The following is a 14,025-nucleotide window of genomic DNA, read 5'->3' on the forward strand; positions in this document are numbered from 1 at the left end:
ACGCTTTCCTCTTTCAGAGTCAACCCTTTAATTCAGGATTTTTCTCTTCAACCGAACCGGCTAGTTGCTGTGAAGTGATTCACATCCGCCGTGTCGATGGAGGCGCATTATAGGGAGCCCGCCGGGAATGACAAGCGGAAAAATACAATTTTATTTCAACCGCTCATCTTTTATACGTAATGCTTATTTTTGCTGCTTTTTGATGGCTGCCGGCAGGTCTGCGAGGCTATTAAGCACCCAGTCAGCGGCACTTTCCGCATCAGCCGTGACCGGCTTGCCGGTGCGCACCAGCACTTTAGTGCCAATATCCGCCGCCAGAGCTGCCTGCATATCTTCAACTTTGTCGCCTACCATATAAGAAGCGGCCATATCTATATTAAGGTAGTCACGCGCGGAGATAAGCATCCCCGGATGCGGCTTACGGCAATCGCAGGTCTGGCGGTATTCTTCAACGGTGCCCTGCGGGTGATGCGGACAATAGTAGATACCGTCCAGATCGACGCCGCGGTCGGCCAGCGACCAGTCCATCCATTCAGTCAGCGTTTCAAACTGCGCTTCGCTAAACTTACCGCGAGCGATACCGGACTGGTTGGTGACCACCACCAGGGCGAAGCCCATCTCCTTTAATTGACGCATTGCATCAATTACGCCATCGATAAACTCAAAATTATCGATTTCGTGGACATAGCCGTGATCGACATTAATCGTGCCATCACGGTCGAGAAAAATTGCGGGTACTGACTGTGCCACCGGTTTACTCCTGATAAAGGCTAGTCTGATTAGTATCGCATGTTTCCTGACGCAAGAAAGTGCTCATTATACAGAGTCGGATTGATTTAGACGTCTGGATGCCTTAACATCCATTTCATTGACAGGCATCGCCTGGACACGGCAGAAGAAAATGCCACGGCAAACGGCTAAACGATAATAAATAACTGATGATTAAACTTTCGAATATCACCAAAGTGTTCCAGCAGGGGAACCACACCATACAGGCGCTGAACGACGTCAGCCTGCATGTTCCTGCCGGGCAGATTTACGGCGTTATCGGCGCATCCGGCGCCGGTAAGAGTACGCTGATTCGTTGCGTAAACCTCCTCGAGCGCCCCACCCAGGGCAGCGTACAGGTGGGTGGGCAGGAGCTTACCGCGCTTTCTGAAAAAGAGCTCACCCGCGCACGCCGCCAGATAGGCATGATTTTCCAGCACTTTAACCTGCTGTCATCGCGTACCGTTTTCGGCAACGTGGCGCTCCCCCTCGAGCTCGACAATACCCCGCCGGCGGAGATTAAACGTCGCGTGACCGAGCTGCTGGATCTCGTCGGCCTGTCCGACAAGCATGATAGCTACCCCGCCAACCTCTCGGGTGGACAGAAGCAGCGCGTGGCGATTGCCCGTGCCCTGGCCAGTAATCCGAAGGTTCTGCTGTGTGACGAAGCCACCAGCGCGCTGGATCCGGCGACCACCCGCTCTATTCTGGAGCTGCTGAAGGATATCAACCGCCGCCTCGGCCTGACGATCCTGCTGATCACCCACGAGATGGACGTCGTCAAACGTATCTGCGACTGCGTCGCGGTCATCAGCAACGGGCAGCTAATCGAGCAGGATACGGTGAGCGAAGTCTTCTCTCATCCGAAAACCCCGCTGGCACAGCAGTTTATTCAATCAACGCTGCATCTGGATATTCCGGATGACTATCAGGCACGCCTGAAGCCAACCGCGCTCCCCGATAGCGTCCCGATGCTGCGCATGGAGTTTACCGGCCACTCCGTCGATGCTCCGCTGCTCTCTGAAACCGCCCGTCGCTTTAATGTGAATAACAACATTATCAGCGCGCAGATGGATTACGCCGGCGGCGTGAAGTTCGGCATTATGCTGACCGAGATGCACGGCACGCAGGAAGATACCCGGGCGGCAATCGCCTGGCTGCAGGAAAATCATGTAAAAGTAGAGGTACTGGGATATGTCTGAGGCAATGATCTGGCTGCTGTTGCGCGGCGTGTGGGAAACGCTGGCAATGACCTTTGTCTCCGGCTTTTTCGGTTTTGTCCTCGGTCTGCCGGTGGGCGTGCTGCTGTACGTCACCCGCCCGGGGCAGATTGCCGCTAACGCCAAACTCTACCGAACCCTGTCGGCGCTGGTGAACATCTTCCGCTCGATACCTTTTATTATCCTGCTGGTGTGGATGATTCCCTTTACCCGCGTGATTGTCGGTACGTCCATCGGCCTGCAGGCGGCCATTGTGCCGCTGACCGTTGGCGCCGCGCCGTTTATCGCCCGCATGGTGGAGAACGCGCTGCTTGAGATCCCGACGGGTCTTATCGAAGCATCCCGCGCGATGGGCGCCACGCCGATGCAGATCGTGCGTAAGGTCCTGCTGCCTGAAGCGCTGCCGGGTCTGGTAAACGCCGCGACGATCACGCTCATTACCCTGGTCGGCTATTCCGCCATGGGCGGTGCGGTCGGCGCCGGTGGTCTGGGGCAGATTGGCTATCAGTACGGCTACATCGGCTACAACGCCACGGTAATGAATACCGTGCTGGTATTACTGGTTATTCTGGTTTATTTAATTCAATTCTCTGGCGACCGTATCGTCCGGGCTGTGACTCACAAATAACATTATCGACACAACATCGTTCAGGGCGCCTCCGCGCGGCCTGGACGACGCGTGTACACACAGACTCTTACAGGAAGGAAATAGCATGGCCTTTAATTTTAAAACCTTTGCGGCAGTAGGCGCGTTGATCGGTTCTCTGGCTCTGGTGGGCTGCGGCCAGGATGAAAAAGATCCGAACCATATTAAAGTCGGCGTCATCGTGGGTGCTGAGCAGCAGGTTGCTGAAGTGGCGCAGAAAGTCGCTAAAGAGAAATATGGTCTCGACGTTGAGCTGGTCACGTTCAACGACTACGTTCTGCCGAACGAAGCGCTGAGCAAAGGCGACATCGACGTTAACGCCTTCCAGCACAAGCCTTACCTCGACCAGCAGATTAAAGACCGCGGCTATAAGCTGGTTGCCGTCGGTAACTCCTTTGTTTATCCGATTGCCGGCTACTCCAAGAAAATTAAAACCCTCGACGAACTGCAGCCGGGCTCCCAGATTGCCATTCCTAACGATCCGACTAACCTCGGCCGTTCCCTGCTGCTGCTGCAGCAGGCGGGTCTGATCAAGCTGAAAGAAGGCGTTGGCCTGCTGCCGACCTCTCTGGATATCATTGATAACCCGAAAAACCTGAAGATTGTTGAGCTGGAAGCACCGCAGCTGCCGCGCTCCCTCGACGATGCGCAGATTGCCCTGGCGGTTATCAATACCACCTATGCAAGCCAGATTGGCCTGACCCCGGCAAAAGACGGTATTTTTGTCGAAGATAAAGACTCTCCGTACGTAAACCTGATTGTTGCTCGCGAAGACAACAAGGACGCGGAAAATGTTAAGAAATTTGTTCAGGCTTACCAGAGCGATGAAGTTTACGAAGCCGCGAATAAAATCTTTAACGGCGGTGCAGTGAAAGGCTGGTAATCTTTTTTCACCGTAATATCATTCAGGACGGGCTTTATGCCCGTCTTGTCATTTATGCAAGCACCTGATTCAATAGCGCCCTGTTTTATTATTCATTGAGGAAATACTATGCGTGCTTTACCGGTCTGTTTGTTAGCACTCATGTTAAGCGGTTGCTCTATGCTAAGCAGATCTCCCGTCGAACCTGTACAAAGCACGGCAACGGCACCTGCCAAATCGGAACCGGCAAAACCCAAAGCCGTACGCCCGGCACCGGTAAGGATCTATACCGATGCGTCAGCGCTGGTCGGCAAGCCTTTCCGCGACCTGGGTGAAGTCACCGGTGAGTCATGCCAGGCCTCAAATCAGGATTCACCGCCGAACATCCCTACCGCCCGCAAGCGTCTGCAAATTAACGCCGCGAAAATGAAAGCTAACGCGGTCCTGCTGCACAGATGCGAAGTCACCAGCGGTACGCCGGGATGCTACCGCCAGGCCGTTTGCCTTGGCTCTGCGCTTAACGTTTCGGCGCAATGAGTTCTTTTGAGTTTGCGCAGATAGGCGTTATTCGCTCGCCGTATAAAGAAAAGTTTGCCGTACCTCGCCAGCCCGGGCTGGTTAAAAACGGCGGCGGCGAGCTGCATCTTCTGCCCCCCTATAACCAGGCCGACGCCGTGCGCGGCCTGGAAAACTTCAGCCATCTGTGGGTATTGTTTGTTTTTCATCAAACCATGGACGGCGGCTGGCGGCCTACCGTGCGCCCTCCTCGCCTCGGCGGCAATGCGCGAATGGGCGTTTTCGCCACGCGCTCAACCTTCCGGCCAAACCCCATCGGCATGTCGCTGGTCGAGCTCAAGGGCGTTCGCTGCCAGAAAGATCGGGTGATACTTGAGCTAGGCAGCCTCGACCTGGTCGACGGTACGCCGGTCGTTGATATCAAACCCTATCTGCCGTTTGCCGAAGCGCTGCCGGATGCCAGCGCCAGCTACGCCCAGCAGGCGCCGCTGGCGGAAATGACGGTCAGCTTTACGCCGGAGATGGACGCGCAGCTTGCGCTGCTGGAAAAGCGCTACCCGCGGCTTAAAGCGTTCATTCGCGAAGTTCTGGCGCAGGACCCGCGCCCGGCCTATCGTAAAGAGGAAGAAGCAGGAAAAACTTACGCCGTCTGGCTGCTCGATTTTAACGTGCGCTGGCGCGTGATTGCGTCCGGTTTTGAAGTCTTTTCTCTGGAACCACGCTAATTTTATTTTCCTCTCTTTTGGCATCTTTGCCACACTGGTAAACTAAACCACTTTTTTTGTTTCAGGCTGGCCCTCCAGCCTGTTCCGATCGTCCAAATGGAACCGTAACAACATGCGTACTAGCCAATATCTGCTCTCCACCCAAAAGGAGACACCTGCCGACGCCGAAGTCATCAGCCATCAGCTGATGCTGCGCGCCGGGATGATCCGCAAGCTGGCCTCCGGATTATACATCTGGCTGCCAACCGGCCTGCGCGTTCTGAAAAAAGTCGAAAACATCGTGCGTGAAGAGATGAACAACGCCGGTGCTATCGAGGTGTCTATGCCGGTCGTTCAGCCGGCAGACCTGTGGCAGGAGAGCGGTCGCTGGGAGCAATACGGTCCGGAACTGCTGCGCTTCGTCGATCGCGGCGATCGCCCGTTCGTCCTCGGCCCAACGCATGAAGAGGTGATCACTGACCTGATCCGCAACGAGCTGAACTCTTATAAGCAGCTGCCGCTGAACTTCTTCCAGATCCAGACCAAGTTCCGCGATGAAGTTCGCCCGCGCTTTGGCGTGATGCGTTCGCGCGAGTTCCTGATGAAAGACGCCTACTCTTTCCATACGACTCAGGAATCGCTGCAGGAAACCTACGATGCGATGTATGCCGCCTACAGCAAAATCTTCTCCCGCATGGGTCTCGATTTCCGCGCGGTACAGGCTGACACCGGCTCTATCGGCGGAAGCGCATCGCACGAGTTCCAGGTTCTGGCGCAGAGCGGCGAAGATGACGTGATCTTCTCCGACAGCTCCGACTTCGCCGCCAATATCGAATTTGCCGAAGCCATCGCGCCGAAAGAGCCGCGCGCCGCCGCCGCTCAGGAAATGACGCTGGTCGATACGCCGAACGCCAAAACCATCGCCGAGCTGGTTGAGCAGTTTAATCTGCCGGTTGAGAAGACCGTGAAAACGCTGCTGGTTAAAGCGGTGGAAGGCAGCGCTTATCCGCTGGTTGCCCTGCTGGTTCGCGGTGACCACGAGCTGAACGAAGTCAAAGCGGAGAAACTGCCGCAGGTTGCCAGCCCGCTGACTTTCGCCACCGAAGAAGAAATCCGCGCGATCGTCAAAGCGGGCCCTGGCTCTCTGGGTCCGGTCAACATGCCGGTTCCGGTCGTTATCGACCGTACCGTTGCGGTTATGAGCGATTTCGCCGCTGGCGCTAACGTTGATGGCAAACACTACTTCGGCATCAACTGGGATCGCGACGTTGCCACCCCGGAAGTTGCCGACATCCGTAACGTTGTCGCCGGCGACCCGAGCCCGGACGGTCAGGGTACGCTGCTGATCAAACGCGGCATCGAAGTCGGCCACATCTTCCAGCTGGGCACCAAGTACTCCCAGGCGCTGAACGCCTCGGTGCAGGGCGAAGATGGCCGCAACCAGGTGCTGACGATGGGCTGCTACGGCATCGGGGTAACCCGCGTGGTAGCCGCAGCTATCGAGCAGAACTTTGACGATCGCGGCATCATCTGGCCGGAAGCTATCGCGCCTTTCCAGGTGGCGATTCTGCCGATGAACATGCACAAATCCTACCGCGTGCAGGAGCTGGCTGAGAAGCTGTATAGCGAACTGCGCGCCCAGGGTATTGAAGTCCTGATGGACGACCGTAAAGAGCGTCCGGGCGTGATGTTTGCCGATATGGAGCTGATCGGTATTCCGCACACCATCGTGCTGGGCGACCGCAACCTCGACAACGACGATATCGAATATAAGCATCGTCGCGTCGGTGAAAAACAGCTGATCAAAACGGGCGACATCGTGAACTACCTGGTTAACGCCATTAAAGGTTAATTCCGCGCCTGAATGCAAAAAGGCCTCGCATTTGCGAGGCCTTTTTTTATCGGAGCAACTTTCTTACTGGCTACAGTCTTTGCCGGGGATAAACTTCACGTCCTTATCCGCCGTCAGCGTTTTCACCATTTCACCGCTGTCAGGGTTAGGCTCGAGGGTAAAGTGCCCTTCCACCACCAGCAGCACCGGACGCGTATCCGTTCCGCGCGCGGCGGCATAGTCACGCTCAAGCTGGGCATTATTGGCAACCGCAGTTCGTTTGCCGGTGGCGCAATCGGTAAAGGTCGCCGCATCAGCCATATAGAAATACATGCCGCGCATCGCCATCGGCGTGGTCGGCAGGCTGGCTTTCACCGACTCAAGGGTGTAGTTCAGCGTTGACTCAATCGGGTTGCCTTCGCGATCGAGCATCTCCAGCTTGTCGCCCTTCGCGCGATAGTAGGATTTCTCCCCTTTGCTATCGGTCAATACCAGCTTGTCCGCGGTGCGGGCCCAGGTACCGTACGACGCGAACGATGACGGCTCACGGGTCACGCCCTGGTAGCGTTCATTCATCACCCAGCTGCCGTCTTTTTCGAGAAACAGCGAGGTTTCAATGCCTTCGCAATCGGCGCACGGCAGTATCCCGCGCCAGCTCTGCTGCATCGGCTTCAGCTCCGTCATCGCCGCCGGCTGCAGCGTCTCAACTTCTGCCCGATGATTGCAGCCAAACAGCGCAAAGAGCGAACAGGCTGCCGCCACTGAGAATATGATTTTCTTCACTGTAAATTCCTTATAATCCATGCCACCCGTTCGTCGCATCGCCTACTGACGAACTTTCCCACGCAGCGCTTTGACCGATGATTTTTGCGACTTAGAAGCAAGCCGACGCTCTTTTGATGCTCGGGTTGGTCGCGTTTCCCGGCGACTTTTTTGCGCTACGGTTAATTCTTGTACCAGCGCAATCAGGCGAGCGATCGCCGCTTCGCGATTCATCTCCTGGCTGCGGTATTCCTGAGCCTTAATGATAACCACACCGTCGGCAGAAATTAAGTGGTGACTGGCGGTGAGCAAACGCTCCTTGTAGTACTCAGGCAGGCTCGAAGCCTTAATATCAAAGCGCAGGTGGATCGCGGTTGACGCTTTATTCACGTGCTGACCGCCCGCGCCCTGCGCGCGGATCCCCGTCAGGGAGACTTCATCCTCCGCAATAGAGACACTGCGGCTAAAGGTAATCATGCAGCCGGCTGCCAGGCCGCTAAATGAATTTCCAGATTATTCTTAGCGTCAGATAACCAGATGCTGCCGTCCTGAATTGTCGCCTGCAATATCATCGTGCGATCGGCAAAGGCGCTAAGCTGCTCCAGCTGCGCATCGTCCAGATACCAGACCGTCAGCTTGCTGAACTGCGCCATTTTACTCTTATTCTGCTGCCACCAAACCTCGGCCGCCCGGCTATTGTAGGCAAACAATGCCACTTCCTGCGAACGCGAGCAGGCTTTTTTAATCCGCTTGTCGTCCGGTAATCCGAGCTCAATCCATAGATCGACCCCCAGATGGTCGTTGAGCAGCCACAGCTCGGCCTCGTCATCCGAGGAGAGGCCGCGGGTAAACTGCAGCCGCTCGTCGGCATACTTAATCCACGCCAGCAGGCGCAGCATCATGCGCTCCTGGGTTTCAGACGGATGCTGCGCCAGCGTCAGGCTGGCATCAATAAACCGGTTGCGATCCATATCGGCTACATTTACCGTCGCTTTATAAATCGTCGCTTTCAGCGCCATGAAAAAACTCCTGAAAAAAATGGCGTACATTGTAGCGAAACTGGCGACAAAAGGCTGTCGACAATCGAGGGATCGCTTTTCATCCTGCTGATATTGCTTAAATGACTATGGTATAGTCACCTTGCTAAACAGAGTTTATCTTCGTAGGCTTAAACTTGCATCCCACGGTTGAGTCAGAATACTGACAGGAGGGCATGTGGACCAATATTGTGAGTTAATACGCAAGCGGTATGCGGAAATAGCCAGCGGAGACCTGGGGTATATCCCGAATGCGCTGGGTTGCGTGTTGAAAGTATTGAATGAAATTGCGGCGGATGAGGCCCTTTCGGAGTCAGTCAGGGAAAAGGCCGCCTATGCGGCAGCAAACTTACTGGTGAGCGATTATGTCAATGAATGATACTTATCAACCCATCAACTGCGATGATTATGACAATCTCGAACTTGCCTGCCAGCATCATCTGGTGCTGACGCTGGCGCTCAAAGATGGTGAGCAGCTGCAGGCGAAGGCAAACGATCTTATCTCGCGCAAAAATATCGAGTATCTGGTGGTGGAACTTGGCGACAACAGTCGCGAGCTACGCCTCGATACCATCGCCAGCTTCAGCCACCCGGAAATCGGTACCGTGGTGGTGAGTGAGTCCTGAATAAAAACGGGTGGCCTAGCCGCCCGTTTTCCTCCATACCAGCCGTACGCCCTCGCTATCCTGCGCTTCCCCTTCACGGGTAATAAACAGCAAATCCGCGGCAGCAATGAGCGTTTCGCCGTAAAACAGCAGCGGCGTGGTATCGCGGCGCCAGGGCGCGATACCCAGCTCCTGCCAGATTTTCTTCAGCTTGCGCCCGCCGTGGCGCCCGACGATATGCAGATTCCCGCCGGCGCGAAAGCGCACCGTCACCGCTTCGCCGGCGAGCGGAGCGCGCAGCGGCCCTCCGGCAAGCAGCGACAGCTCCCCCATCCCCTCCGGCAGCCGCAGCGGCTGCCGGCTATCGGGCCATGAGAGCACCGCCTCCGTCTGGCCGGGGAGATATTTCACCCACCACAGCCGCTGCCGGTAGCGGCGAACGGTAAAGTCACCGAGACGCAGGCAGGGAAACGCATCCTCCCGCGCCTGAGCAACCTCACGCCAGATCCGTTCCGGCATCTCGCGGGATGGCATCGGCGCGTTGTGCCACGCCAGCCAGCGGCGCAGCAGAGCGGCGCGGCGCGCGGCGCTGGCGGCGGCCAGAGGTTCAATCGCTAAGGTTCCGTCATCCGCCATCAGCGACGCCAGCTCTTCTGCCAGCATCTCGTCCAGCAGGCTCTCCTGTTCAGCGCAGAGGTCGGCGCTGCGGGCTACCGACTCGGCGAAGTGCGGCCAGCGGGCGCTAAGCCGAGGAATAATCTGCAAACGCAGAAAGTTGCGATCGTAGGTATCGTCCTGGTTGCTCTCATCCTCAATCCAGCTGAGCTGATGGCGCAGCGCCCACTGACGTAGCGCTTCCCGGCGGGTATTGAGCAGCGGACGCAGCAGCAGAGTATCAGAAAAGGCGGAAGACGCGGCCATCGCCGACAGCCCGGTCGGGCCGCTGCCGCGCTTGAGCGCCAGCAGGAAGGTTTCACACTGATCGTCGAGATGCTGGGCCGTCACCAGCACCTCCCCCGGCTCGAGCGCCGTGCGGAAGGCCAGGTAGCGCGCCTCCCTGGCGTGCGCCTCGACCCCCAGGCCGGTATCCGCCAGCACCACGCGCTCGACCACCAGCGGGACCTGCCACTGCTGGCACAGCTGCTGGCAGTGCGCGACCCAATCGTCGGCGTTGGCGCTCAGGCCATGATGAATATGGATAGCTCGCAGCCTTAACGTCGGATCCTGCGCGCGCCAGCAGACCAGCTGGTGGAGTAGAACCGTTGAATCGAGGCCGCCGCTGAAGGCCACCAAAAACTGGCGGTGCGGCTGAAGGTTTTGCGCAATATCTGGGGTCATCTTCATGATAGTGCTGGCTGAGGGGAGATAGCCCGGCACGTTACCGGCCGGGGCCATCTCTGGCAAGGACTACTGCTGATAAATTTCCAGCGGCAGGCCGTCAGGGTCGTTAAAGAAGGTAAAGCGCTTATCGGTGAAGGGATCGATACGTATCGCTTCACACTTCACGCCGTGGGCCTCGAGGTGGGCCACCGACGCGTCAATATCATCCACGCTGAAGGCCAGGTGACGCAGGCCGCAGGCCTCAGGGCGCGACGGGCGGGCCGGAGGCGAAGGAAAGGAGAAGAGTTCAATGACATACTCCCCGTTCAGCGCCAGATCCCCCTTCCACGAGTCGCGCTCTTCACGGTAGAACTCGCTCTGCAGCGTAAACCCGAGAATATCGCAGTAGAAGGCTTTGCTCTGCGCATAGCTGCTCGCAATAATCGCAATATGGTGAACCCGTTTTAGACCCAGCATAGTAAACATCCTCGTATTGATATCAGCCAGGTTACCCGCACCGCCGCGGCGCAAGCACCTAATCGTTTTTTAAGACCCGTACCCGATAGACGCCATCCTCGTCGCGCTTCGCTCCGTGAATGTCGGTTTCAAAGCCCGGATAATGGCGCCCAATGGAACACAGCATCAGCAGGAAATCGAGCACCGCTCGGCTCTCCTCGGTAATCATCTCCCCGGGCATCAGCAGCGGCACGCCCGGCGGATACGGCAGGATCATGTTAGCGGATATGCGTCCGACCAGATTTTCCAGCTCAATGGTCTCCACCTCGCCTTTGATTTGCCGCTGCCAGGCCTGGTGCGGCGTCATCTTCATTTCCGGCAGGACGTCGAAGGCGCTTAGCATCAGCTGCGAAAGCTGGTGCTGACGGATCAGGCGATGGATCCCCTGGGCCAGATCCTGAATGCGCATATTGCGGTAGAAATCCGGATCTTCGGCGTAGAGATCCGGCAGCATATTCTTCACCCGCAGATTAAGATCGTAGGCGCGTTTAAACTCCGTCAGGCCGCGCAGCAGCCCCATCGCCCGGGTCTTGTCGATGCCGATGCTGAAAAGAAACAGCAGGTTGTAGGGCCCGGTTTTTTCCACCACCACGCCGCGCTCATCGAGGAATTTCGCCACCAGCGCGGCCGGGATGCCTTCGTCATCCATATTGCCCTGCTCATCCATACCCGGCGTCAGGATCGTCACCTTAACCGGATCGAGGAACATATGGTCGTCATCGGCATCCTGAAAACCGTGCCACTGCTCGCCGGCAGCGACCGGCCAGCATCGGGTCTCGGCAATATCTTCCGGCTGCCAGATATCAAAGAACCAGCCGTCTGCCTCTTCGCGCAGGCGCTGTACCTCTTTGCGGAAATCCAGCGCCCGCTCTATCGAGCGCTGGATCAGGCGCCTGCCCGAGTTCCCGCGCAGCATTGCCGCGGCGGTTTCAATCGAGGCGACGATGGGATAGCTCGGCGAGGTAGAGGTATGCATCATAAAGGCTTCATTGAAGGTCTCTTCATCATAGCTACCTTTAATATGGATCAGCGAAGCCTGCGACAGCGCCGCCAGCATTTTGTGCGTCGACTGGGTTTCAAAGATAACCTTGCCCGGGACGCGATCGCCGCTCATGCCGCTCTTCCCCTGATAAATCGGGTGGAAATGGGTATAGGGCACCCACGCGGAGTCAAAGTGGATAGAGGGGACGTCGAGCGTCTCTTTTATCCAGGTGGTGTTATACAGCAGGCCGTCGTAGGTGGAGTTGGTGATCACCGCATGTACCGGCCACTGCGCCCCGCCCGTGGTGCTCACCTTGTGCTGAATGCTGTCGCGGGTAAACTCCCGCTTCGGGATGCCGCCGAGGATCCCCAGCGCATTGCGCGTCGGCTTCAGCCACAGCGGCACGACGTCGCTCATCATCAGCAGGTGCGCCAGCGACTTATGGCAGTTGCGATCGATAAGCAGCGTGCTCCCCGCCGGGGCAGAGTACATGCCGACAATTTTGTTCGACGTTGAGGTGCCGTTAGTCACCATATAGCTCTGCTCCGCACCGAAGGCGCGGGCGATATACTCTTCCGCCTCCAGGTGCGGCCCGGAGTGATCGAGCAGCGATCCCAGCTCCGTCACGGAAATAGAGACGTCGGCCTTGAGCGTATTGCCGCCAAAGAAATCATAAAACAGGCAGCCTACCGGGCTTTTCTGGTAGGCGCTGCCGCCCATATGTCCCGGCGTGCAGAAGGTATATTTTCCCTCCTGCACATAGTTGAACAGCGCTTTGGTAAACGGCGGCGTGATGTTGTCGAGATACTCGCGGGTGTACTGGCCGATGCGGGTGGCAATCTCCTGCGCCAGGCCGAGAGCATACTCGAAGAACCACAGCGTCATGCGCAGATCCTGGCCGCTGACGTCCATCGTCGAATGCGCGTTGATAAACGCGTACAGCGGCAGATATTCGTTGAGCTGATTAATATCGCTGCACAGCTCGACGTTATACTCATCCCAGTCAAAAATGACGCCGCAGATCCGCGGATTGTGTTCGATAAACTGCAGCAGGTCGGCGCTATTCTGCGGCCAGATGGTCTGAAAGCCTTGCTGTTGCAGAGCGGCTTCCAGTTCTTTAATCGGTTCGTCTTTGTGATAGACGCCGTGGGGACCCATGATGGCAATGATATTCACGCATTCCTCCTGGAATTGACCTAAGGCAGGCATCATAGCAACCGCGCCTGCGTATCGCACATAAAAAAGGGCCGGAAAGTCCGGCCCTTTTTACTGCATAACGCAAGGAATAATCAGGCGTAGCCGTAGTTCATCAGCCGCTGATAGCGACGGTTTAACAGCTCTTCTTCGCTCAGGATATCGAGGTCCGCCAGATCGGCCAGCAGCTGCGCTTTCAGGCTTGCAGCGATGGCTTCCGGATTGCGATGCGCGCCGCCCAGCGGCTCCGGAATAATGGAGTCGATAAGCTTCAGCTCTTTCAGGCGCGGGGCAACGATCCCCATGGCTTCAGCCGCCAGCGGGGCTTTGTCCGCGCTTTTCCACAGAATGGACGCGCAGCCTTCCGGTGAAATAACGGAATAGGTGCTGTACTGCAGCATATTCACTTTGTCACCGACGCCAATCGCCAGCGCGCCGCCGGAGCCGCCTTCACCGATAACGGTGCAGATGACCGGTACGCTCAGGCGCGACATTTCACGCAGGTTACGGGCAATCGCTTCCGACTGGCCGCGCTCTTCCGCGCCCACGCCCGGGTAGGCGCCAGGGGTGTCGATAAAGGTGATGATGGGCATTTTAAAGCGCTCGGCCATCTCCATCAGACGCAGCGCCTTACGGTAGCCTTCCGGTGCCGGCATGCCAAAGTTGCGACGAATTTTTTCTTTCGTCTCGCGCCCTTTCTGGTGGCCGATAATCATCACCGGACGCCCGTCCAGTCGCGCAATACCGCCGACGATAGCTTTATCATCAGCGTAGGCACGGTCGCCGGCCAGTTCGTCAAACTCGTCGAACGCCAGGCGGACATAATCCAGGGTGTATGGGCGACGTGGATGGCGTGCCAGCTGAGCAACCTGCCATGCGCCGAGATCGGCGAAGATTTTACGCGTCAGCTCTACGCTTTTTTCGCGCAGACGATGCACTTCTTCATCGATGTTAATATCGAGTTTCTCATCCTGACGGCTTACTGCAGTCAGGGAATCGATTTTCGCTTCCAGCTCTGCAATCGGCTGTTCAAAATCAAGGAAATTCAGACTCATAGTATTC

The 14,025-nt window shown here is 56.9% G+C and carries 16 protein-coding genes; 8 read left to right on the forward strand and 8 right to left on the reverse strand.

Features of this window, described 5'->3' with window-relative positions; genetic code table 11:
• Nucleotides 1-183: 183 nt before the first annotated feature.
• On the reverse strand, nt 184-750 hold the full coding sequence (gmhB, locus tag EDF75_RS19455) for a D-glycero-beta-D-manno-heptose 1,7-bisphosphate 7-phosphatase (RefSeq protein WP_041144156.1): 567 nt from the start codon (nt 748-750) through the stop codon (nt 184-186).
• A 188-nt stretch (nt 751-938) separates the two neighbouring features.
• Here gmhB and metN point away from each other — a divergent pair, with 188 nt between their 5' ends.
• From metN to proS, 6 genes are all read left to right on the forward strand, one after another.
• The gene (metN, locus tag EDF75_RS19460; protein WP_133600590.1) at nt 939-1,970 is read left to right on the forward strand and encodes a methionine ABC transporter ATP-binding protein MetN; all 1,032 of its coding nucleotides are present in this window, start codon (nt 939-941) and stop codon (nt 1,968-1,970) included.
• Nucleotides 1,963-2,616 carry a methionine ABC transporter permease MetI gene (locus EDF75_RS19465; protein WP_041144154.1) on the forward strand — a complete coding sequence of 218 codons (654 nt, stop codon included), beginning with the start codon at nt 1,963-1,965 and terminating at the stop codon, nt 2,614-2,616. Before metN ends, EDF75_RS19465 begins: the two co-directional genes overlap by 8 nt.
• A gap of 85 nt (nt 2,617-2,701) precedes the next feature.
• A complete protein-coding gene (locus EDF75_RS19470) occupies nt 2,702-3,517 on the forward strand; it encodes a MetQ/NlpA family lipoprotein (RefSeq protein WP_133600591.1) in 816 nt (271 codons plus the stop codon).
• Between the two features lie 108 nt (nt 3,518-3,625).
• A complete protein-coding gene (gene rcsF / locus EDF75_RS19475; RefSeq protein WP_128879023.1) occupies nt 3,626-4,033 on the forward strand; it encodes an Rcs stress response system protein RcsF in 408 nt (135 codons plus the stop codon).
• On the forward strand, nt 4,030-4,737 hold the full coding sequence (gene tsaA / locus EDF75_RS19480; protein WP_133600592.1) for a tRNA (N6-threonylcarbamoyladenosine(37)-N6)-methyltransferase TrmO: 708 nt from the start codon (nt 4,030-4,032) through the stop codon (nt 4,735-4,737). The genes rcsF and tsaA overlap by 4 nt, the downstream gene beginning before the upstream one ends.
• A gap of 112 nt (nt 4,738-4,849) precedes the next feature.
• On the forward strand, nt 4,850-6,568 hold the full coding sequence (proS, locus tag EDF75_RS19485) for a proline--tRNA ligase (RefSeq protein WP_133600593.1): 1,719 nt from the start codon (nt 4,850-4,852) through the stop codon (nt 6,566-6,568).
• A gap of 63 nt (nt 6,569-6,631) precedes the next feature.
• Here proS and nlpE read toward each other — a convergent pair whose 3' ends face one another.
• The 3 genes from nlpE to EDF75_RS19500 are packed head-to-tail and all read right to left on the reverse strand — an operon-like array spanning nt 6,632 to nt 8,328.
• Nucleotides 6,632-7,330, reverse strand: coding sequence for an envelope stress response activation lipoprotein NlpE (nlpE, locus tag EDF75_RS19490; RefSeq protein WP_132513250.1), 699 nt, complete (start codon nt 7,328-7,330; stop codon nt 6,632-6,634).
• A 42-nt stretch (nt 7,331-7,372) separates the two neighbouring features.
• On the reverse strand, nt 7,373-7,786 hold the full coding sequence (gene arfB, locus EDF75_RS19495; RefSeq protein ID WP_133600594.1) for an alternative ribosome rescue aminoacyl-tRNA hydrolase ArfB: 414 nt from the start codon (nt 7,784-7,786) through the stop codon (nt 7,373-7,375).
• Nucleotides 7,783-8,328 carry a YaeQ family protein gene (locus EDF75_RS19500; RefSeq protein WP_133600595.1) on the reverse strand — a complete coding sequence of 182 codons (546 nt, stop codon included), beginning with the start codon at nt 8,326-8,328 and terminating at the stop codon, nt 7,783-7,785. Before EDF75_RS19500 ends, arfB begins: the two co-directional genes overlap by 4 nt.
• Before the next feature lie 196 nt (nt 8,329-8,524).
• On the opposite strand from EDF75_RS19500, the gene EDF75_RS19505 reads away from it, so the two are divergent.
• Together EDF75_RS19505 and rof are read left to right on the forward strand one after the other, a co-directional pair.
• Nucleotides 8,525-8,725 carry a YaeP family protein gene (locus EDF75_RS19505; RefSeq protein ID WP_041144146.1) on the forward strand — a complete coding sequence of 67 codons (201 nt, stop codon included), beginning with the start codon at nt 8,525-8,527 and terminating at the stop codon, nt 8,723-8,725.
• Entirely contained in the window at nt 8,712-8,972 is a 261-nt protein-coding gene (rof, locus tag EDF75_RS19510; RefSeq protein ID WP_041144145.1) for a Rho-binding antiterminator, read from the forward strand. Before EDF75_RS19505 ends, rof begins: the two co-directional genes overlap by 14 nt.
• A gap of 15 nt (nt 8,973-8,987) precedes the next feature.
• Here rof and tilS read toward each other — a convergent pair whose 3' ends face one another.
• The 4 genes from tilS to accA form a co-directional block, all read right to left on the reverse strand.
• Nucleotides 8,988-10,289: a tRNA lysidine(34) synthetase TilS gene (gene tilS, locus EDF75_RS19515; RefSeq protein WP_133600797.1), complete on the reverse strand. Its 1,302-nt coding sequence runs from the start codon at nt 10,287-10,289 to the stop codon at nt 8,988-8,990.
• Between the two features lie 69 nt (nt 10,290-10,358).
• The gene (locus tag EDF75_RS19520) at nt 10,359-10,748 is read right to left on the reverse strand and encodes a VOC family protein (RefSeq protein WP_041144144.1); all 390 of its coding nucleotides are present in this window, start codon (nt 10,746-10,748) and stop codon (nt 10,359-10,361) included.
• Nucleotides 10,749-10,806: 58 nt separating this feature from the next.
• Entirely contained in the window at nt 10,807-12,945 is a 2,139-nt protein-coding gene (locus tag EDF75_RS19525; RefSeq protein ID WP_133600596.1) for a lysine decarboxylase LdcC, read from the reverse strand.
• Between the two features lie 113 nt (nt 12,946-13,058).
• Nucleotides 13,059-14,018, reverse strand: coding sequence for an acetyl-CoA carboxylase carboxyl transferase subunit alpha (gene accA, locus EDF75_RS19530; protein ID WP_041144142.1), 960 nt, complete (start codon nt 14,016-14,018; stop codon nt 13,059-13,061).
• Nucleotides 14,019-14,025 lie beyond the last annotated feature (7 nt).

It is taken from the genome of Klebsiella sp. BIGb0149 (genome assembly GCF_004362605.1).
Lineage (GTDB): Bacteria > Pseudomonadota > Gammaproteobacteria > Enterobacterales > Enterobacteriaceae > Klebsiella > Klebsiella terrigena.

What these genes read in the sequence shown, in the direction of transcription:
- arfB (WP_133600594.1), bottom strand. Translation starts at nt 7,786, where the DNA reads ATGATTACCTTTAGCCGCAGTGTCTCTATTGCGGAGGATGAAGTCTCC.
- proS (WP_133600593.1), top strand. Translation starts at nt 4,850, where the DNA reads ATGCGTACTAGCCAATATCTGCTCTCCACCCAAAAGGAGACACCTGCC.
- metN (WP_133600590.1), top strand. Translation starts at nt 939, where the DNA reads ATGATTAAACTTTCGAATATCACCAAAGTGTTCCAGCAGGGGAACCAC.
- EDF75_RS19500 (WP_133600595.1), bottom strand. Translation starts at nt 8,328, where the DNA reads ATGGCGCTGAAAGCGACGATTTATAAAGCGACGGTAAATGTAGCCGAT.
- tsaA (WP_133600592.1), top strand. Translation starts at nt 4,030, where the DNA reads ATGAGTTCTTTTGAGTTTGCGCAGATAGGCGTTATTCGCTCGCCGTAT.
- rcsF (WP_128879023.1), top strand. Translation starts at nt 3,626, where the DNA reads ATGCGTGCTTTACCGGTCTGTTTGTTAGCACTCATGTTAAGCGGTTGC.
- accA (WP_041144142.1), bottom strand. Translation starts at nt 14,018, where the DNA reads ATGAGTCTGAATTTCCTTGATTTTGAACAGCCGATTGCAGAGCTGGAA.
- EDF75_RS19520 (WP_041144144.1), bottom strand. Translation starts at nt 10,748, where the DNA reads ATGCTGGGTCTAAAACGGGTTCACCATATTGCGATTATTGCGAGCAGC.
- EDF75_RS19465 (WP_041144154.1), top strand. Translation starts at nt 1,963, where the DNA reads ATGTCTGAGGCAATGATCTGGCTGCTGTTGCGCGGCGTGTGGGAAACG.
- tilS (WP_133600797.1), bottom strand. Translation starts at nt 10,289, where the DNA reads ATGACCCCAGATATTGCGCAAAACCTTCAGCCGCACCGCCAGTTTTTG.
- rof (WP_041144145.1), top strand. Translation starts at nt 8,712, where the DNA reads ATGTCAATGAATGATACTTATCAACCCATCAACTGCGATGATTATGAC.
- EDF75_RS19470 (WP_133600591.1), top strand. Translation starts at nt 2,702, where the DNA reads ATGGCCTTTAATTTTAAAACCTTTGCGGCAGTAGGCGCGTTGATCGGT.